General features: G+C 71.1%; 18 protein-coding genes and 2 pseudogenes. 8 read left to right on the top strand and 12 right to left on the bottom strand.

The window, feature by feature from the left end; all coding sequences use genetic code 11:
* Positions 1 to 193: 193 nt before the first annotated feature.
* Positions 194 to 451, top strand: a complete 258-nt coding sequence (locus OG392_RS31645) for a WhiB family transcriptional regulator (RefSeq protein ID WP_329287586.1) — start codon at positions 194 to 196, stop codon at positions 449 to 451.
* Between the two features lie 220 nt (positions 452 to 671).
* Here the strand turns inward: OG392_RS31645 and OG392_RS31640 are convergent, their stop codons facing one another.
* From OG392_RS31640 to OG392_RS31620, 5 genes are all read right to left on the bottom strand, one after another.
* Positions 672 to 1,520 carry an RNA polymerase sigma factor SigF gene (locus OG392_RS31640; protein WP_443055108.1) on the bottom strand — a complete coding sequence of 283 codons (849 nt, stop codon included), beginning with the start codon at positions 1,518 to 1,520 and terminating at the stop codon, positions 672 to 674.
* Between the two features lie 149 nt (positions 1,521 to 1,669).
* Positions 1,670 to 2,056 carry an ATP-binding protein gene (locus OG392_RS31635; RefSeq protein ID WP_329285106.1) on the bottom strand — a complete coding sequence of 129 codons (387 nt, stop codon included), beginning with the start codon at positions 2,054 to 2,056 and terminating at the stop codon, positions 1,670 to 1,672.
* 318 nt (positions 2,057 to 2,374) lie between these two features.
* Entirely contained in the window at positions 2,375 to 3,034 is a 660-nt protein-coding gene (locus OG392_RS31630) for a VanZ family protein (RefSeq protein WP_329285104.1), read from the bottom strand.
* A gap of 236 nt (positions 3,035 to 3,270) precedes the next feature.
* Complete coding sequence (locus tag OG392_RS31625) at positions 3,271 to 3,921, bottom strand: hypothetical protein (protein WP_329285102.1); 651 nt, start codon at positions 3,919 to 3,921, stop codon at positions 3,271 to 3,273.
* A gap of 140 nt (positions 3,922 to 4,061) precedes the next feature.
* Complete coding sequence (locus tag OG392_RS31620) at positions 4,062 to 4,694, bottom strand: hypothetical protein (RefSeq protein ID WP_329285100.1); 633 nt, start codon at positions 4,692 to 4,694, stop codon at positions 4,062 to 4,064.
* Between the two features lie 244 nt (positions 4,695 to 4,938).
* Between OG392_RS31620 and OG392_RS31615 the strand changes: the two are divergent.
* Positions 4,939 to 5,091, top strand: a pseudogene (locus tag OG392_RS31615) (hypothetical protein); the annotation flags it as partial.
* 52 nt (positions 5,092 to 5,143) lie between these two features.
* On the opposite strand, the gene OG392_RS31610 reads toward OG392_RS31615, so the two are convergent.
* A complete protein-coding gene (locus tag OG392_RS31610; protein ID WP_329285098.1) occupies positions 5,144 to 6,802 on the bottom strand; it encodes a serine protease in 1,659 nt (552 codons plus the stop codon).
* Positions 6,803 to 7,092: 290 nt separating this feature from the next.
* Between OG392_RS31610 and OG392_RS31605 the strand changes: the two genes are divergently transcribed.
* The 3 genes from OG392_RS31605 to OG392_RS31595 all read left to right on the top strand — a co-directional run bounded on the left by OG392_RS31605 (position 7,093) and on the right by OG392_RS31595 (position 10,933).
* Positions 7,093 to 8,619: a Re/Si-specific NAD(P)(+) transhydrogenase subunit alpha gene (locus OG392_RS31605; RefSeq protein WP_329285097.1), complete on the top strand. Its 1,527-nt coding sequence runs from the start codon at positions 7,093 to 7,095 to the stop codon at positions 8,617 to 8,619.
* A gap of 1 nt (position 8,620) precedes the next feature.
* Positions 8,621 to 10,039: a Re/Si-specific NAD(P)(+) transhydrogenase subunit beta gene (pntB, locus tag OG392_RS31600; RefSeq protein WP_329285095.1), complete on the top strand. Its 1,419-nt coding sequence runs from the start codon at positions 8,621 to 8,623 to the stop codon at positions 10,037 to 10,039.
* A 75-nt stretch (positions 10,040 to 10,114) separates the two neighbouring features.
* Positions 10,115 to 10,933: an SDR family NAD(P)-dependent oxidoreductase gene (locus OG392_RS31595; protein WP_329285093.1), complete on the top strand. Its 819-nt coding sequence runs from the start codon at positions 10,115 to 10,117 to the stop codon at positions 10,931 to 10,933.
* Between the two features lie 95 nt (positions 10,934 to 11,028).
* Here the strand turns inward: OG392_RS31595 and OG392_RS31590 are convergent, their stop codons facing one another.
* From OG392_RS31590 to OG392_RS31580, 3 genes are all read right to left on the bottom strand, one after another.
* Positions 11,029 to 12,288: an acyltransferase family protein gene (locus OG392_RS31590; protein WP_329285091.1), complete on the bottom strand. Its 1,260-nt coding sequence runs from the start codon at positions 12,286 to 12,288 to the stop codon at positions 11,029 to 11,031.
* Between the two features lie 2 nt (positions 12,289 to 12,290).
* Entirely contained in the window at positions 12,291 to 14,480 is a 2,190-nt protein-coding gene (locus OG392_RS31585) for a bifunctional polysaccharide deacetylase/glycosyltransferase family 2 protein (RefSeq protein ID WP_443054955.1), read from the bottom strand.
* Positions 14,481 to 14,678: 198 nt separating this feature from the next.
* Positions 14,679 to 14,915 carry a hypothetical protein gene (locus tag OG392_RS31580; protein ID WP_329285090.1) on the bottom strand — a complete coding sequence of 79 codons (237 nt, stop codon included), beginning with the start codon at positions 14,913 to 14,915 and terminating at the stop codon, positions 14,679 to 14,681.
* Between the two features lie 352 nt (positions 14,916 to 15,267).
* Here OG392_RS31580 and OG392_RS31575 point away from each other — a divergent pair, with 352 nt between their 5' ends.
* The gene (locus tag OG392_RS31575; RefSeq protein WP_329285088.1) at positions 15,268 to 16,224 is read left to right on the top strand and encodes a glycoside hydrolase family 16 protein; all 957 of its coding nucleotides are present in this window, start codon (positions 15,268 to 15,270) and stop codon (positions 16,222 to 16,224) included.
* 31 nt (positions 16,225 to 16,255) lie between these two features.
* On the opposite strand, the gene OG392_RS31570 is transcribed toward OG392_RS31575, so the two are convergent.
* Complete coding sequence (locus tag OG392_RS31570) at positions 16,256 to 16,642, bottom strand: DUF1877 family protein (protein ID WP_329285086.1); 387 nt, start codon at positions 16,640 to 16,642, stop codon at positions 16,256 to 16,258.
* Positions 16,643 to 17,026: 384 nt separating this feature from the next.
* Between OG392_RS31570 and OG392_RS37595 the strand changes: the two genes are divergently transcribed.
* Positions 17,027 to 17,437, top strand: a complete 411-nt coding sequence (locus tag OG392_RS37595) for a beta-galactosidase (protein ID WP_443054954.1) — start codon at positions 17,027 to 17,029, stop codon at positions 17,435 to 17,437.
* Here OG392_RS37595 and OG392_RS31560 read toward each other — a convergent pair.
* Together OG392_RS31560 and OG392_RS37590 are read right to left on the bottom strand one after the other, a co-directional pair.
* The gene (locus OG392_RS31560; protein WP_329285085.1) at positions 17,426 to 17,593 is read right to left on the bottom strand and encodes a sigma factor-like helix-turn-helix DNA-binding protein; all 168 of its coding nucleotides are present in this window, start codon (positions 17,591 to 17,593) and stop codon (positions 17,426 to 17,428) included. The genes OG392_RS37595 and OG392_RS31560 overlap by 12 nt on opposite strands.
* 180 nt (positions 17,594 to 17,773) lie before the next feature.
* Positions 17,774 to 17,872 (bottom strand): sigma factor, encoded by a 99-nt coding sequence (locus OG392_RS37590; protein ID WP_443055107.1) that lies wholly within the window; start codon positions 17,870 to 17,872, stop codon positions 17,774 to 17,776.
* Between the two features lie 621 nt (positions 17,873 to 18,493).
* Between OG392_RS37590 and OG392_RS37585 the strand changes: the two are divergent.
* A pseudogene (locus OG392_RS37585) lies at positions 18,494 to 18,736 on the top strand (DUF6479 family protein); the annotation flags it as partial.
* Positions 18,737 to 18,845 lie beyond the last annotated feature (109 nt).

Genomic DNA, 18,845 nt, shown 5'->3' with positions numbered 1-18,845 from the left:
GGGTCCGTTCCGCCTCGCGGCGAGGACGTGTGAAATCCGCGTCCGGGGTTACGAGCGAGAGTGCGGGGCCACTCGGGCAGCGGCCCGACCGGCCGGACCGCGGAGGCCTCCCCGCTCCTCACGCGTTCCTGCGCACGTGTACCGGAAGGCCGCGCGACCGAGAGTCGAATCGATGTGACAGGAGAAACCGATGTTGGACAGCTGGCGTGCACAAGCGGCCTGCCAGGATGTCGACCCCGACCTCTTCTTCCCTGTGGGGACCGGCGCACCGGCGCTGATCCAGGCCGAGGAGGCCAAGGAGGTCTGCCGACGCTGCCCCGTGCGCGAGGAATGCCTGCGCTGGGCCATGGACGACTCCCGCCATGTGACGGGCGTATGGGGCGGCCTGCGCGAGGACGAACGGCAGTCGTTGAAGCGACGGGCGCGCCGCCGGGCGGGCAAGGCGGAATGAGCGCTCGTCAGGAGCGAGAGTGTGCAGGTGTGCAGGTACGCGAGTGGCCGGACGCCGAGCGGGGACGGAGCCGGACGGCGAGGGACGCGTCCTGCGCCGTCCCCCACCCCGACGGCCGCCGTCCCCGCGCCGTTCCTCCTCACAACACAGAACGGCCTCACCGGGAGGGGGCCGGTGAGGCCGTTCCGCCGAGGGCTTGCCCGGCGACGCCGTTCGCTTCCTACGACTGGTCGAGCATGCCCTTGCGCAGCTGCGCCAGGTTCCGGGAGAGCAGTCGGGAGACGTGCATCTGGGAGATGCCGAGTTCCTCGCCGATCTGCGACTGGGTCCGCTCCTCGACGAAGCGCAGATGCAGGATCCGGCGGCTGCGGTCGTCGAGTTCGACGAGCAGCGGCGCGAGCGTGTGGAAGTCCTCGAAGAGCTCGAGGGCCTCGTCCTCCATCCCGATGAACTCGGCGAGCGCCGTGGTGTCGTCCTCGCCGTCGGGGCCGATGGCCGCGTCGAGAGAGGCCGAGTTGTAGCCGTTGGCGGCGATCCGCGCCTCGATCACCTCGTCCTCGGAGAGGTTCATCAGGCTCGCCAGCTCCGCCACGGTCGGCGCGCGGCCGCACCGGGAGCTCAGCTCCTCGGTCGCCTTGGCCAGCTCCAGCCGGGCTTCCTGCAAGCGGCGCGGCACGTGGACCGCCCAGGAGGTGTCCCGGAAGAAGCGCTTGATCTCACCGACGATGTAAGGGACGGCGAAGGTGGTGAACTCCACCTCCCGGGACAGGTCGAACCGGTCGATGGCCTTGATCAGACCGATGGTGCCGACCTGGACGATGTCCTCCATCTCGTCGCCGCGGGTCCCCCGGAACCGGCCGGCCGCGTAGCGGACGAGCGACATGTTCATCTCGATCAGCGTGTTGCGTGCGTACTGGTACTCATGGGTCCCCTCCTCCAGCCCCGCCAGCTTGTCGAAGAACACCTTCGACAGCTGGCGCGCGTCCTTCGGAGCGACCTCGCGGGGATATTCGATGACAGGAAGGTCCTCGATACCCGTCTCGACACCGATCCTCGTCTCCGTCGTCACCTCAGTACGCACTCTGATGACCTTCTCTCTTCGGTTGGCAACGGTTTGGCCCCCGTGGGGGCTCCGCCTACCCCCACTTCCACGAAGCATGTCAGCGAATTTCGAGCAAAAGGAATCCGGGGTCGAACGCGGCCTCCGGGGCGCCCGGATCAGGCGAGGGAGAGACGGGCCCGGACGCGTTTCCCGGACGGCTGGGGTTCCACGCTGACGCTCTCGCAGACCGCCACGACGATCTCGAGACCGTGCTGTCCGATGCGCCGCGGATCGTGGGGCCTGGCCACGGGGGCGGCCTCGTGCCGGTCGGCCACCGAGATGTCCAGCGCGTCCGCGGACCATTCGAGCAGCACCCGGCAGGGACCCGGCGCGTGCCGCACCGCGTTCGTCACCAGCTCACTGACCACCAGGCGCGCCAGCTCGACGTGCTCCTGGGACACCGGCCCGCCTCCCGCGACCCGCACCGCGCCGAGGAAGTCGGCCACGAAGTCGCGGGCCGAGGCGATCACCTCGGCCCCCTGGTCCGCGGCTTCGTAGGACACGCTCGCCGACAGCGTCGGCCGACACACCGGGCCTCGCCCGGTGATCACCTCACTCATCGCCGTTCTCCCTCACGTGCCCGTCGCCTTCCCGTCCCCCCGCCCGTCGGGGGGACGGGCACCGCCCCTTCGAGGAGTGGCGCCCCCGGACCCACACGTGTCCACGTCGTGACAAACCTTCGGACGACCGCTACCAGCGGTACAGCAGAGGGACCACTCCTGTCGACCCCCAGAGCATCACTTGCCCCGCCGCCCGTCGTGCATCCCTGCGCGGGGACGGGTTTTCTCCTGGCGAACGCGGAGCCGCCCCGTCCGCCGCCGTCAGGTACGACGCCGCGACCACCACCGGCTCCGGCGCGGCGGATGGACCGCCCGCCCCAGACGGCGGCCCACGAGGGCGTAGCCGAGCAGCGCGCCCGTGGTGTTGAGCAGCACGTCGTCGACGTCGAAGGCGCGCCCCGTGACCAGTGCGCCCTGGATCAGTTCGACCAGGAACATCGTCGCCACGGTCAGCAGGGCGACCCGTACGAACCCACGGGTCCGCGGGGACACCACCGGCAACAGCAGGCCGAACGGCACGCCCAGCAGGATGTTGCCGCCGAGCTGCTTGACGGTGTCCCGGAAGGCGGGCTGTTCGACGTAGGCGCGGATCGAGTCTCCCGGCCGGAGGTTCGCGTGGATGAGCATCTCCGAGGCCGGCGAGGGCTGGAGGGTCAGCCGGGCGAGGACGGCCCCGAAGGCGACCATCGCCGCGAGGGCCAGCAGGCTGACACCGATCCGGAGCCAGCGCCCGGGCCCGGTCTGCGGGCCCCTCTCGTCGTCGGTCCGCGGTTGCTTCCCGCGGGCGTTCCGCTTCGGCTTCGGCTGCTGCTTCTCGGTGTCGCTCTGCTGCTGCTTCTCGTCGTCCTTCGGCTTCTGCTTCTCGTTCTCCTGGCGCTGCCACCCGATCGTGACACGGCGCAATCCGGTACGTGACGTCATGGCCCCCACTCCCAGTTGTCCGGAAGCTCTTGGGGCCCCCGGGATCCGGCTGTCGCGTCTGCGCGCGATGTGTCGCTCGTGCCCCGCGAAGAGATCGTCACTCCCGTCCGGCGCCACTCCGGGACTCCGCTGTACTCATGGGGCGGATGATTCGGTACGGCCCCGGACCGCACGGAGCGCAGAAGCCCCCTTGCTGCCAGGGGGCTTCTGCGCTCCGCGTGCGGTGGTGGGCCGGGTCACGCCCGGAGCAGGCGTTCCGTCACCTCACGGTAGGTCCGCAGGGTGAGCCGGAGCTGCTCGGTGTCGGGACCGGGGCCGTCCGGATCCCCGTTCTCCTGCCAGCCCGCCCGCAACGCGGCGCGGCGGTCCCTCAGGGAGGCGACGAGGAGTTTCTCCGCCGCGGCGAGGACCTCGGCCGCTTCCTCGACCGACTCGTGGGGCGAGTCGACGAACCCCGCCAGCGCGTGGTGCAGGCGCTGTCCGAGGCGGTCGCTTTCGGCCTCACCGAGCAGCCGGCCGGCCGGGCCGCCGTCGCTGTGGGCGGCGGGCCCGTCTCCCGTACCGGCCGTGGTGCCGGCCGCACCGCCGGCGTCGTGCCCACGACGCTCCTCGTGGCCCGGACCGCGGCCGTCGTCGGAGGCCCGGCCTTCGCCCGGCGGCCGGTCCGCCGGGTCCCCTCCGCGCGGCGCGACGGGGGGCGCGAGGGGAGCGGGCGTACGGCTCCCGTCGTTCCGGCCCGTGGCACCGGGGTCTTCGGAAGGGACGGCGAACTGCGGCGCCTTCTGCGGCGGCACCGCCGGAGGCGGAGTGGGCGGCGGGGGCACGGCGCCCGGCGGTGCGACAGGCGGCGCCGCGGGGTCACCGGTGCGCTGGGCGGGCACGGCCACGGAGGGGGCTCCTCCGGGTCCTGCGGGAGCCGGTCCCCCGGCGCCGCCCGCCCGGCCCGGGATCTTCGGGGACGCGGGGTCGCGCGGCGCGTCCCCATCGGCCCCGCCTGTTCCCCTCGGGTCCCGGTTCTCGTATGCCATCACGCACCACTTCCCTTCGGCTTGAGGAGATGTCCACGGTGTCGCCCGGACGCCGAGCGTGTTGTCCGGGCGGCCTCGGTGCCGGTGCCCTTGCCGACCGCTGTCAGATCCTCGAACAGGGCACGGGCGTGCACCAGCGCCTCCCGGAGCTCCTCGGTGGAGGCCGACTCGGAGTGCGCCGCACGGCGTACCGCGCGCAGGCCCTCCACCCGGTGCGGATGGTGCACCGACAGGGCGGCGAGCTGCTCGTCGGGCCGCTCGGGCTCGGGGAAGCCCCGGGTCGCGGCGATCCGCGTGAGGAACTCGTCGGCGTCGGTCACGGCTTGCCGCGGGGCGTCGACGAAACGCTCCTGGATCACGGCCCATCGAGCGAGGTAGTGCTCGCGGACCGGCGGCTCCAGCGGCAGAGGGCGGATGCCCCCGTACCGCTCGACCCGCTCGCTGAGGTCGCGGTGGGCGGCCTCCCGGTCGCCTCCGTGCCCTTCGAGGGTGCGGTCGTATTCGGGGCCGAAGCGCCGCTCGAGGGAGCGCGTGCCGCCGCTCCGGCCCGCACGGGCCCTGAGCAGGGCACCGGCCACCAGTAGCACGGCGACCGTCGCCACGAGGATGAGAATTACGGTCAGGGTCGACATGTCTGCCTTCCTGGAAGATGACTCCTGGCTGGCTGTTCGTCACTGCTTACTGGGCGCCTGTCTGTTCGGCTTGCCGCTTCTCGCGCGGTCAAACCCGACGCTTGCCGAAGTCGTCGGTACGGCGCACCCGGACCGCTGCCGTTACCGCTCCCGGCCAGGCACGACAGCCACGCTCCGGTGTCACGCACCGAGTCCGCGCGCGGCGGCCGCCGGGTGTCTCGTCCGCGCGTCCGGATGATGGATGTCGCTCGCCGCCGGGCGTCTGTGGGTCAACCCCGACTGCGGCCTGAAGACCCGTGGCCGGCCCGAGACCCGCGCCTCCCTGGAGAACCTCGTCGCGGCCGCCCGCGAGATCAGGGCGGAGCTGTCGACCGACGACAGCCGACACCCCGGGTGACAGACGGTCGGGGGTCGCCGCGGGTCCTTCCGCGACGGCCCCGCGACCCGTGTCAGCGCGCGCCGGTCGCGGCCCGCGTGACGTACGCGTCGATGTGGGTCTGGGTGACGGTGTCGCCGTGCGCGTCCGTCAGTTCCGCGCGCAGTGACACGGTCCTTCCGGGCCCCGGCGTCGTCACCGTGAACCGTCCGCCGGACACCGCCGTCCGTGTCCAGGTGGCGCCCCGGTCCGTCGACACGGACACCGCCAGCGACCGCACCCCCAACTTCCGGGCCGCGCCCTCCACCGTCACCGCCACCCGGCTCGTGGTGTGCGCCGGGGCGGTGCCGTCGAGCGCGAGCTCGGGGCCGAAGCGTACGGCGCTCAGGGGGAGTTCCGTGGCGGTGGCCGTCACGGCGGAGCTGAACGTCCACGCCGCCGTGACGCTCCCCCGCGATCGCGTCGCGCTCGCCGTCAGCCGGTAGGCGGCCCGCCCCGCCGGCACCGTGAACGAGGCGTGCCCCGGCGTCTCGCCGCGACGGGTCGCGACCAGCGTGCCGTTGCGGTGCAGCGTGACGGTCGACGCGGTGAACAGGGGCCGGGACGGCACGTGGCCGTCGCCGTCGGCGAGCAGCGGCACCGCCAGGTCCAGGGTGTCTCCGGTGCGCTGCGCGACGGGCCGGGCGCCGGGCGAGGAGTCCAGGGCCGGGCCGAGGACCGGGGTCTCGAAGGTGTGCACCGTGGTGGAGCCGGGCGTGAACGAGCGCCCGAGGACGAAGTAGTTGTTGGCGGGCGCCTCCGGTTCGGCCGGTGCGCCGTACACGAGGTCCCAGGTGCCGCGCTCGGGCGTGAGGAGGAAGGTCCCGGTGCCCCCCGCCGGCACCGGCAGCGCCAGCGACGGGGAGGCGCCCGTCGCCGGCGCGAAGGAGACGAGGGCCGTTCCCCCGCCGGACTCGGGCATCCCCGCACGTACCAGCAGGGTGGCCAGGTCGCCGGGCGCCGGGTGCCGGACCAGGCCGGTCAGCGCCCGCTCGCCCCGGAAGGCGTAGCCGAGGGCGCAGACGCCGCCCGGCCGGCTCCAGTACGAGTCCACCCAGGTCCGCACGGTCCCCCGCTCGGCGTCCGGCCCCAGGTGCGCCACACGCAGGTCCGGCGACATCGACATCAGGTTCACGAACCCGGTGACTCCCTCGTACGTCACCTCGGCGAACGCGCCCCTCTGCTCGAACGTGGCGTCGGCGACCGGCGGCCGTATGTCCACCGGCCGCGCGACCCGGGCGTCGAGCACGAGGGTCATGTCGCGGTCGACGTCCAGCCGGGGCCGCACGAGCCAGTCGTTCCCCCCGTCCTCCTCCCCCACCGGCCTGGTGGAGAGGGTGGAGTCGAGCAGGTACCGCCCGGCGGGCACCTGCAGCGTCACGGTGCTCGGCGACTTCTTCACCTCCCGGCCGCTGCCGGCGTCGGGCCCGGACAGGGCGGTCAGCAGGGTGCGGTAGTCGGTGGTCGGCGCGCCGTCGCGGCCGAGGTGGACGAGGGTCAGCGCGTACGTGCCGGCGGCTCCGCGCGCCCCTCCGCCGGCGGGCTCGGCATGGGCCGTGGCGGCCGGGAGGCAGACGGCGGCGGTGCCCGCGGCCGTCACGACGCCGAGCCCGCGCAGTACGGACCGGCGCGTCGCCGTCCGGGCGGGGGTCGAAGGGACGGACGAGGGAGAGCACTTCGAGTGGACGTTCATGATCTGCACTGGCCCGGCCCGCCCCCGGGTTCCGGTGAGCCACGTCACCACCCCGGGTGTCGGCGTGAGGGGGTGGGCTGCGGGCGCGTCCTCCCCGCCGGGCTCGTCGCCCTCCGGTGACGAGCCTGTCCGCTGTCCGTGACCGTCACGATGCGCCATATGGCATGGATCACGGCTGGCACGCTTCCCATCGAGGTCGCGGCGGGCCGATTCTGAGCGACGACAGAACTCGTTCCGGGGTCGAGAGCGATGACGGCCGTGACAGCCCGAGCAGTGAACGGAGAACACGCGTGATTGTCGGAGTCCTCAAGGAGGCGCGGCCGGGTGAGAACCGCGTCTCGGCCACACCGGCCACGCTCGAGCCGATCCGCGAACTGGGGTACGACGTGGTCGTCGACTCCGGCGCGGGTGTCGCCGCGGGCTTCCCCGACAGCGCCTACGAGGCCGCAGGGGCGCGCATCGGGGACGCGACGGCCGCGGACGTGGTGCTGGGGGTCAACGCCCCGAGTCCCGCGCAGTTGGACGGCGTACGGGCTGAGGCGACGGTGATCGCGCTGTTCGCGCCGGCGTTCGACCCGGTGATGGTCGAGGAGCTGGGCCGCCGGCCGTTCACGGCGCTGTCGATGGACGCCGTGCCGCGTATCAGCCGCGCGCAGTCGATGGACGTGCTGTCGTCGATGGCGAACATCGCCGGCTACCGGGCCGTGGTCGAGGCGGCGCACGTGTTCGGGCGGTTCTTCACCGGCCAGGTGACGGCGGCGGGCAAGGTGCCGCCGGCGAAGGTGCTCGTCGCGGGCGCGGGCGTCGCGGGTCTGGCCGCGATCGGCGCGGCGGGCTCGCTCGGCGCGGTCGTACGGGCGACCGACCCGAGGCCCGAGGTGGCCGACCAGGTCCGGTCGCTGGGCGGCGCGTACCTTTCGATCGAGTCCCCGGAGACCGAGGTCTCCAGGACGGGTTACGCCAAGGAGATGGGCGACGACTACAAGGCGCGCGAGGTGGAGCTCTACGGCGCGCAGTGCCGTGAGGTCGACATCGTCATCACCACCGCGCTGATCCCGGGGCGTCCGGCGCCGACGCTGATCACCGCGGAGATGGTGGCGAGCATGAAGCCGGGCTCGGTGATCGTCGACATGGCGGCCGCCAACGGCGGCAACGTCGTCGGCACCGTCAAGGGCGAGAAGACCGTCACGGCGAACGGCGTGACGATCATCGGGTACACCGATCTGGCGGGCCGGCTGCCGGCGCAGGCCTCGCAGCTCTACGGCACCAACCTGGTCAACCTGTTGAAGCTGCTGACGCCCGGCAAGGACGCCCGGCTCGTCCTCGACTGGGACGACCCGGTACAGCGCTCGATCACCGTCGTACGCGAGGGCGAGTCGGCGTGGCCGCCCCCGCCGGTGCAGGTCTCGGCGGCCCCGGCCGCCGCTCCCGCGGCGGCCGGGACGAAGCCGGTGCCGGAGAAGGCGCCGATGAAGGCGAGCCGGAGGTTCGGCGGCGTGGCCCTCGGCGCGTCGGCGCTCTTCCTCGCCGCCGCGTTCGCGCCGGCGGCGCTGCTGCCCCATGTGACGGTCTTCGTGCTGGCGATCGTGATCGGCTACTACGTGATCGGCCATGTGCACCACGCCCTGCACACACCGCTGATGTCGGTGACGAACGCGATCTCCGGCATCATCGTCGTCGGCGCGATGCTGCAGATCGGGCATGCGAGCACGACGGTCACGGTGCTCTCGTCCGTGGCGATCCTTCTGGCCAGTATCAACATCTTCGGCGGCTTCGCGGTGACGCGTCGCATGCTCGCCATGTTCAACCGGAGCTGACATGTCTGCGACCATCGCCGCTCAGGCGGCCTACCTCGTTGCCGCGCTGCTGTTCATCCTCGCGCTGGCAGGACTCTCCAAGCACGAGTCCGCACGGCTCGGCAACTCCTTCGGCATGCTCGGCATGGCCGTCGCGCTCGTCGCGACGATCGTGCTCGCCGTCGACGGCGACATCAGCACCGCCGGGCTGGGACTCATGGCCGTGGCCATGCTGATCGGCGCGCTGATCGGCCTGCAGCGCGCCCGCGGCGTCGAGATGACGGGCATGCCCGAACTCATCGCGCTGCTGCACTCCTTCGTCGGCCTCGCCGCCGTGCTGGTCAGCTGGAACGGCTTCCTGAACGTCGAGCACGACCTCGGCGGCCATGAGGCCCGGGCCCTGGACGCGCTCGGCACGCTGGACATCCACCACGCCGAGGTGTTCATCGGCCTGTTCATCGGCGCGGTGACCTTCACCGGCTCCATCGTGGCGTACCTGAAGCTCGCGGCGAAGATCAGCTCCAGGCCGCTGACGCTGCCGGGCAAGAACGTGCTGAACCTCGGCTCGCTGGGCCTGTTCCTCGCCCTGACGGTGTGGTTCGTGATCACGCCGACGCTGTGGCTCCTCATCGTCGTGACGGTCCTGGCGCTCGCCCTCGGCTGGCACCTGGTGGCCTCGATCGGCGGCGGTGACATGCCGGTCGTCGTCTCGATGCTCAACAGCTACTCCGGCTGGGCCGCGGCCGCCTCCGGCTTCCTGCTCGGCAACGACCTGCTCATCATCACCGGCGCGCTGGTCGGCTCCTCGGGTGCCTACCTGTCCTACATCATGTGCAGGGCGATGAACCGCTCGTTCCTCTCCGTCATCGCCGGCGGATTCGGCATCGAGGCGCCCTCGGCCTCGGACGTCGACTACGGCGCGCACCAGGAGATCACCGCCCAGGCCACCGCCGCACTCCTCGGCGCGGCCCGCTCGGTGGTCATCACGCCCGGCTACGGCATGGCCGTGGCACAGGCGCAGTACCCGGTCGCGGAACTCACCTCGAAGCTCCGGGCGAAGGGCATCGACGTGCGCTTCGGCATCCATCCGGTCGCCGGCCGCCTGCCCGGCCACATGAACGTCCTGCTGGCCGAGGCCAAGGTGCCGTACGACATCGTGCTGGAGATGGACGAGGTCAACGGCGACTTCGCCGCGACCGACGTCGTCCTCGTGATCGGCGCCAACGACACCGTCAACCCGGCCGGCGCCGAGGATCCCGGCAGCCCGCTCGCCGGCATGCCCGTGCTCACCGTCTGGGAGGCGAACAAGGTCATCGTGTTCAAGCGCTCCATGGCCTCGGGGTACGCCGGGGTTCAGAACCCGCTGTTCTTCCGTGAGAACACCGCCATGCTCTTCGGCGACGCCAAGCAACGGGTCGAGGACATCGTCGGCGCCCTCTGAGACACGAGAGGGACGGCGGTTCGGCGCGTCTAGGATCACCGGGACGGGGGACGAGGCACGGGAGAGGCGGCGGACATGGCGAACGAGCGCGTGTACCTGGTGACCGGCGGCGGAACGGGGATCGGGGCCGCGACCGCTCAGGCGCTGGCCCGGGCAGGCCACAAGGTGGCGGTGTCCGGGCGTCGTCCCGAGCCGCTGCGGCTGGTCGCCGAGGAGACCGGCGCCCTGCCCGTACCGTCGGACATCGGTGATCCCGCCGCGGTGGCCTCGCTCGTCGAGACGGTGGTCGGCACGTACGGACGGCTCGACGGTCTGGTGCTCAACGCCGGCATCGGGCGGGGCGGCGGGGTGGGAGAGGTGACCCCGGAGGACTGGGACGAGGTCATGCGGACCAACCTCACCGGGCCCTTCCTGCTGCTGCGCGCCGCACTCCCGCACCTGCTCGACGCCCGCGGCGCGGTGGTCGCGGTGGCCTCGGTGTCCGCCCTGCGCAACGGCGTCGGCAACGCCGCCTACGCCACCTCCAAAGCCGGACTGCTCCAGCTCTGCCGCTCCGTCGCGGTCGACTACGGGGGCGCGGGGCTGCGCGCCAACACCGTGTGCCCGAGCTGGGTGCGCACCGACATGGCCGACCGCCGCATGAACCGGTTCGCGGACGAGGCGGGCCTGGACGGGAACGGTCTGGAAGCGGCGTACGAGGAGGTGACGCGGGTCCTGCCCGCCGGGCGGCCCGGCGAGCCGCACGAGGTCGCGGAGGCCGTCGCCTGGCTGCTGTCCCCCGCCGCCTCCTTCGTGAACGGGGCGGTGCTCACCGTCGACGGCGGCGCGACCGCACTCGACCCGGGCACCCTCGGCTTCGAGTTCCGGCTGGAGCCGCGCACCCCGCGACCCTGACCGACCGTCACGGCGGAGGTGACCGGGCACGGTCCCGTGCGGCCGGCGCCGCCGGGCCGGCCGTCCCCGCCCGTCCGGGGTTCGGGCGGCCCCCGTCAGGCGCCCGCCCGGCGCCGACCCCGCACGCGGCGTGGGTACGGGAAGAGGCGCGGGGAGCGTTTCGCTGCCACGTCCTCGACCCAGCCGAAGGTCAGCACCAGCAGTCCGATCAGGGGGATCGCCACCAGCAGCGGAAGCCACGGGTTGGTCAGCAGCCACTGGAAGTGCGCGTAGAAGAAGCCGACGGACCAGAGAGGGTCGATCAGCGGGATGGCGGCCACCAACGCGACCTGGTGCCAGAGATAGACGCTGACCGCCCGGGAGTTGAGCAGGCTGATCAGGCCGTTCCAGCGTTCCAGGGGGCGGGGCCACTCTTCCCAGGAGGGACTGACATGGAGCAGCATCGCGACGAAGCCGAAGGACCACAGGGCCTGGGCGATCGGCCAGCTCTCGATGTCGGTGTGCACGGTCGGATCGACCGGTCGGGTCTGCAGGTACCACCAGCCGGCCACCATGATCAGCGGCGCGACGGACGGTACGACGTACTGGGGGATCTTCTTGAGCAGTCCCTCCTGGTGAGCCATGCCGAGGACCCAGCAGGAGCCGAACATGGCGAAGTCGCTGAGGTTCTCCCAGACCCGGCCGTAGAGGAACTCCTGGTCGGTGAAGAACGTGTTCAGCACGATCGTCAGCGCGATCGGCGTGGACAGCGTCACCACCGGCATCCGCCGCAGCGCCCACAGCAGCAACGGTGAGAGCAGGACGTACCAGAGGTACGCGCGGAGGTACCAGAGCGGAACGACGACCTGCACCGCCCAGCTGGGCCCCACCAGATGGTCGAGACCGTTCAGTGATTCGGCGTACGGCGGAGTGCTCAGCGGCATGAGCCAGAACAGCAGCTTGCCCCACCACCAGCGCGGATGCCCCTCGGCGTCGGGACCCCAGCCGTCGATGATCTCCAGGGTGAGGATGACCGCGCCGAACAGCCACATCGGCGGCAGCAGGCGGCGCAGGCGGCCCCGGATGACGCCGAGGGCGGGGCGGCTGAGGGAGCGGGCCATCAGCGACCCGGCGAGCGCGAACATCACGCCCATCGACGGGAAGACGACGGGCAGCCAGAACCAGCCGAAGTTGTGGTAGAGCACCACGCGGACCAGCGCCAGGGCGCGGAGCAGGTCGAGATAGCGGTCCCGGCCGCCCTTGCGCGGGGACGGTGTCGACGGCTCCGGCTCCGCCTGGGTCTCCTGGCGCAGTGCGGCGGGGATCCTCAGCCGGACGGTGTCCTGGTGTCCCCTGAACTCGAAGGATGCGGTCATGGTCAGGCCTCCACCGGTGCGGCGACCTCGCCGGTGCGCCGGAGCTTCTGCCAGCGCAGCCGGCCACCGGTCAGCGCCGTGATCGTGGACTGCAGCAGGACGATGTACATCAGCTGCCGGTAGACCAGTTGCTGGATCGGCAGGCTGATCAGGTGCAGCGGCTTCTCGCCGTCGAGCCGGAAGGCGTACCAGGACAGCACGGCCTGGAGCAGGATGAAGCCGCCCCAGCTGGCCAGGGTGATCGGGGCGTCCGCGAACAGCACGCCGTACAGCAGGAACATGTCGACCAGCGGCGCGAGCAGCGGGGCGACCACGCCGAACAGCACGACGAGGGGCAGCCCGATCCGGCCGAAGCGTCCGGCCGGACCCCGGGAGGTCACGGCGCGGCGGTGCTTCCACATCGCCTGCATGCTGCCGTAGCTCCAGCGGTACCGCTGCGACCAGAGCTGCTGGAGGCTGGCGGGGGCCTCCGTCCAGGCGCGGGCGCGCTCGGCGTAGACGATCCGCCAGCCGTCGCAGAGCACCGCCATGGTGATGTCGGTGTCCTCGGCGAGGGTGTCGTCGCTCATTCCGCCGACCCGCCGCAGGGCCTCCTTGCGGAAGGCGCCGACCGCGCCGGGGATGGTCGGGATGACATTGAGCATGTCGTACATCCGGCGGTCCAGGTTGTGGCCGAGGACGTACTCGATGTGCTGCCAGGCGCCGATCAGGCTGTCGCGGTTGCCGACCTTGGCGTTGCCCGCGACCGCGCCGATCCCCCGGTCGCCGAACGGCTGGACCAGCTCGCGCACCGTGGACGGCTCGAAGACGGTGTCGCCGTCCATCATCACGACGATGTCGTACGACGCGGCCGCGATGCCGACGTTGAGCGCGGAGGACTTGCCGCCGTTGGCCTTGCGGATCAGCCGGACGAACGGCAGACGCATCTCCTCGACGATGTCCGCGGTGCCGTCCGTCGAGCCGTCGTCGATGACGATCACCTCGATCGGATGGTCGCTGGCGACGAGGGAGTTCAGGGTGTTCGCGATGCACTCGCGCTCGTTGTAGGCCGGGACGAGGACGGTGACCGGCTCGGTGACGGGTGGTCCCCACGCGTCACGCCGCCGGGAACGCCGGGCGTGGAGCGGCGCGAGGACGAGCATCAGCGCGAACCGTCCGAAGTTGAGGAAGCCGACGACGGCCAGCAGAGCGACCAGCACCGGCAGGGTCAGCACGGCGGCCCGGGTGGCCCAGATGAAGCACTTGCCCGCCCACAGCTGGTAGCCGTGCACCGGCACCGTGGCGTTGCTGGCGCCGAGCGCCTCGGAGATCGTGGCGAAGCGGTACCCCTCGCCCTGCAGTCTCTCGATGATCTGCTCGAGCGCGGCGAGGGTCTCGGTACGGTCGCCACCCGCGTCGTGCAGCAGGATCAGCTCGCCCGCGCCGGGCTTGCGCGGCATCGCCGCCTCGACGATCGCGTCGACGCCGGGACGCTTCCAGTCGTGGGTGTCGCGGTCGATGAACGCGGTGAGGTAGCCGTGGGAACCCACGTACTTGATCACCGGGTAGTTCCAGTCGTCGAGCGCCGAGGCGTCGGAGGAGTACGGCGGTCGGAACAGCGCGCTGTGGACGCCCGCGACACCGGCCAGCGCCAGCTGCGTCTGCGCCAGCTCCCAGCTGACCCGGGCTTCGGACTGGTACACCAGGTCGGGGTGGGTGAAGGTGTGCACGCCGATCTCGTGGCCGCCGGCGACGATCTGCCGGATCAGCTCCGGGTGGCGCGTGGTCATCGCGCCGGTCACGAAGAAGTCCGCGCGGATGTCGTGGGCCGCGAGCACGTCCAGGATCTTCGGGGTCCACTCCGGCGAAGGGCCGTCGTCGAAGCTCAGGACCACGGTGCGGTCGGGGATCCGATAGCTGACGGGGCGCTCGTTCCTGGCGCCGCGCGCGTCGATGATCGGGCCGCCCTTGAGCAGGTTCTCCGGCACCGTCGTCTTGTCGACCGAGGTCGCGACCCGGGTGTCGTGGAACGCCTCGTTGGTGGCGAGGCCTCGCAGGACGAGGAGCGCGAGCAGGCAGGCCAGCAGGGACAGCGGCATGAAGAAGCGCAGCGGTGGCGCGGCCAGTCGGCGCGGTCTCAGCAGGGACTGCCGACGACGCTGGTGGCGGGACAAGGGCGCTCCTGGAGATGGGTGGTGCGGACGATCAGGCATGCTCGGCCCGCCCCGCGGACGTCGGTCCGGACGGCACGATGATCGGGGTGTGTCAGGGAATGTCGCGGAGTCCGGCGTGATGGCCACCGGACTCTTCGGGTGGTGCTTCGCGGACCGTGCCCGCTGGGGGGTGCCGTGTCGATCGGGCCGGATCAGGGAGCGGACGCCGCGAGCCCGGCCTGATCGACACGACACCCCCTAGGGCCAGGAGGGCGACAGGGGCCCCTTGGCGGGCAGGTACGAGGGCTTCGGCGGTATCCCCATCGCCGGGGCGTCCGACTGGCCGCCGATGAGGCTGCTGCCCATGGCGGCCGCCAGGATCGCGCCGACCACGGAGACGGGCCAGCCGAAGCGCCGGAGCAGACGGCTGCGCAGACCCGACTGGTCGACGAACACGGGTGCCGGAGCGGGCTCCTGATGACGAGATTCGGCCACGCCGGGCTGTGCCGAGTGGAACGATCCGCGCCTGGAGGACGTGGCGACGTGGCGCATTGTTTGTGGCCTTTTTGTGCAGGGTGTGGAGACCTGTGAAGCGTAGAGCGGACCGTAGCGCATGAACTGAATCGATTGGAGCGTGATGTACATATTTGGCATGTTCCGATCGAGCCTCGTAACCGGATCGGTATGTCGGCCGACACCTCCGGGCCCTGGGATGACCGGGTCGCGAACACAGGGCGGGATGACTGAAATCCTTCGCTAGGATGACCGCTCAATTCATGCGATCCCGCGAGTGATCCGCGTGCAACGGGCGTGCCCAGTCATCGCCTCTACGCCCCAAGGAGCCTGTGTGAGCCAGCCCCGCCGCACCTCTCGTCGCCGAGCGTGGACCGCGCTCACGCTGCCCGCCCTCCTGTGCGCACTCGCCGCGTGCTCCGCCGGCCCCGCGACCGGCGGGAGCACCGACGCCGCAGGGCCCGCGCGGGACGCCTCGTCGACGCCGACGCCCACCGGACCGCCGGGAACCCTGTTCGACGACTTCGACTACACCGGCGCCGACGACCCCTCTCTCACCGCGCGCGGCTGGGAGATCCGTACCGGCGGGGGCGGCCCCGGGATCAAGGACACCTGGAGCGCCGACGGCGCCGCCTTCCCCGCCGACCCGACGGCGGAGGGGGGCAAGGTCCTCCGGCTCCGCTCCTCCACCGACGGCACCGAGCAGGGCACCACACAGGTCGAGGCGCAGACCACGAGCGGGAACCTCTTCACCGGAACCTATGCCGCGCGGGTCCACCTCAGCGACAAGCCCACGAGCGGACGCGACGGCGACCACGTCGTCCAGACCTTCTTCCCGATCTCTCCCTCGGACTCCTCGGAGAACTACAGCGAACTCGACTTCGAGTACCTGCCCAACGGCGGCTGGGGTTCGGTGGGTCCGCAGCTCGACAACGTCAGCTGGTACAGGGCCGACCCGCCGGACCGGGTCCACCACACCCTCGAGCGGCGCCTTGAGGGCTGGCACACCATGGTGATCACCGCCATGGACGGAAAGGTCACCTACTCCCTGGACGGTACGAAGCTCTTCACCAGCTCCGGCAAGTACGTCCCGCGCGAGCGGATGGACATCCATTTCAGCAACTGGCTCATCGACCTTCCCTTCACCGGTGGCCCCCGCATCTGGGACATGAAGGTCGACTGGGTCTACTACAAGGCCGACGAGGCCGTCTCCCCGAAGGACCTCCAGGAGACGGTGGACGGCTTCCACCGCACCGGCACGGACTACGTCAACACCGTCCCGAAGCCCTGAGCCTGTCGCTCGACGACCGGGCCGGGGGAGGTCAGTCGAGCCAGATCACCATGGCGTGTCCGGCGGAGGCCGCCGCTCGGAAGAACTCCGTCAGTGGGGTGAACAGGTCGCCGGCCCATTCCAGCGAGGTCGGCGAGTCCCAGATCTGGGGATAGACCTCGGCCGAGGCGAGTTCGGCGTGGTCGACGCCGCGGATCAGCTCGTCGTAGGTCATCCGGTCCAGCCTGTCGGCGGCCAGCCGCACGCGCTCGGCGGTCAGGTACCGCGGCGGCTCGTAGCCCCAGGCATCGGCCTCGGGGACGGGTTCCTCGCCGAACACGATGTCGACGGGGAAGGCCGACCGTTTCAGCAGGAAGCCCAGCAGATTCCAGGTCTGGTGCGTGGTGAAGTGCCGTGCCTCGGCCGGAGCCGTGCCCACGTCGACGCGTGCGGTCAGCCGCGGAGGGCTTCGGCCGGCTGTACCGAGGAGGCGCGGCGGGCGGGACCGCTGCGCTCCGCGTCCCGGCCACCGCCGCTCCTCTGTTCACGCGTTCGCTGACGTCCGTTGCCTCACCGGCATCCCAGCGGACGGGGCAGCTGTAATCGCCCGCCGCGCCCCTTCACCTCGGCGCTGTCCGACTTCAGCCATGTATTCGGATACGAGAGCAGGCAGACGCGTTCCTCGGTGAAAGAACTGCGCCGCCCAGAGTGACGGCGGACGTACGACTGGAAGCGCGTCCCAGTGATGCTCGCGGTGGCGACTTTCGTGCTGTCGTTCCTGTTCCTCCGTCTCACTGCCAGGAGGCAGGGATGACTCTCCTCAATGCCGAAGACGCCCGGCGAGATGCGTCGCAACAGTCTGACGCACCTGACCCGCGGGGCCGACGGCATCATGTTCTTCCAGCGGCGGCAGTCCCGAGCGGGCGCCGAGAAGTGGCATTCCGCGATGCTCCCGCACGGCGGCACAAAAACCCGCATCTGGAGCGAGGTCACCGCGCTCGGCGCCGAGCTCGCCGAGCTGTCGCAGGTGCGCGGCACCCGGGTGTCCGCGCAGGTCGATTGTCGGGCTGGTAGGAGCACACGGGCAGCGATGGGCTGCGGCCTTGCTCCTGAGCCTTCGGCAATGCTCGATTCAATTCCTGAGCCGGACTGTCTCCGAGTTCTGGCCGCTGCCGAGAACGATGTCCTCGGGCAGGCGGGTCCTCCAGGGCGGGCAGCCGCGTCATGCCCGTGAGGACACGAGACAGGAGAGTGATCGCAGCGCCCTCCTGGTGTGGCTCTTCACCGTGCCGAGGGGCAGATCAAGACGCCGCGCGATCTCAGGCTGGGTCAGCCCCAGGTAGTACGCGAGGAAGAGGATCTCGCGGCGTTCGGGCGTCAAGAACGCCATGTGGCCGATGAGACCCAGACGGTCGACCGCACGTGCGCAGCTGTCGATGTTCTCCGGGGCAAGCCCTCGGAGCAGGCGGCCCAAGACTTCCTGACGGCGCACCACCGCTGCCGACGCGTCGGCGACTTTGTGGACGGTGATGCCATAGAGCCAAGGACCGAGTTCGCCGCGGCGCGGACACTACCTTCCGGAGTGCAACCAGACATCCACGAAGACCTGCTGGACGACGTCCTCGGCATCGTGGAGATCGATGCAACGGCGTCGGGCCCAGCGAAGCACACGGGGATACCAGTCGTCGTAGATGGCCTCGAAGGCCTCTCGGACGACGTCGTCGTGAGGCGGCGCGTCGTCGCTGTGATCTCGACAGTGAACACAATGAGGCGTGGACGGTCTCTCGGACACCAGTCGCCTCCGGACAGTTCCGGGGGATAAGTACGGGGTCGCGATGCTGGTGGCCGTAATCGGTCCCTCAGGACGAGGCCGCAGCGGAGTGATGCCCACGGGCCCCAGCCGAACACAAAAGTCCGACGTTCGCCATCTCAGGCGGGACGAGTGAAGCCGGTAGCCGGAGCACCGTCCCCGCGCGACAGCGCGGTGGTCCGGTCGTGGCGATGCTGGAGCACGTGCGCGGCGTCATCCAGAGCCGACACACCATCAGTGGCGTTCTGCGGCCTCGGTCCAGGGCTGATGCCGGGGCAGATCGTCGACGGCGCGTCTCTTCCCGTCTCTCCAGGCGCCCATGCCCCACCGGGATGTCCTCCGGAGGTGACCTGCTCGCCGAGGTGGTACGGGCCCCGCCGGCGCGCGGGGAGCCGATCAGGTGATGAACGAGATCCGGGGAATCCGCAGGAGAAGGTGCCCCCGTAGAGATGTCAGGAGTCCGCTTCGTCCTCGGAGGTTCTCGTGCACATTCTCATCGGACTGATCGTGGTGTCCGTACTGGTCGCCGGCTTCGTTGTGGGGGCGCGTCTTCAAGCGACACCACCTGGCCCCCAGGATCAACCCCGCCGCCCTCTCACCGACCGTCCGCCTGGGTTCATGTCCGAGTTTCGTCGCCCTCTAGCCGTCCCTCGCAGCGACCACAAGCACCGGCTCCGTCCGTATCAGCTGCATGGGCAGACCGAGCAGGTGCCGCCTGGATAGATCCGACAACGCTTCCGGGGCGGCGGGGTGAGGTCACCTGCCTCGCCCTTCCGGAGTGGCAGCCCCCGCGGGCACCGTACCGGGTCGCTCGGCAACGAATGTGTGTGAT

The sequence above is a fragment of the Streptomyces sp. NBC_00691 genome (assembly GCF_036226665.1).
Classification (GTDB): domain Bacteria; phylum Actinomycetota; class Actinomycetes; order Streptomycetales; family Streptomycetaceae; genus Streptomyces.
The sequence above is the reverse complement of the archived record's forward strand: the minus strand, read 5'-3'. Positions and strand labels throughout refer to the sequence as shown.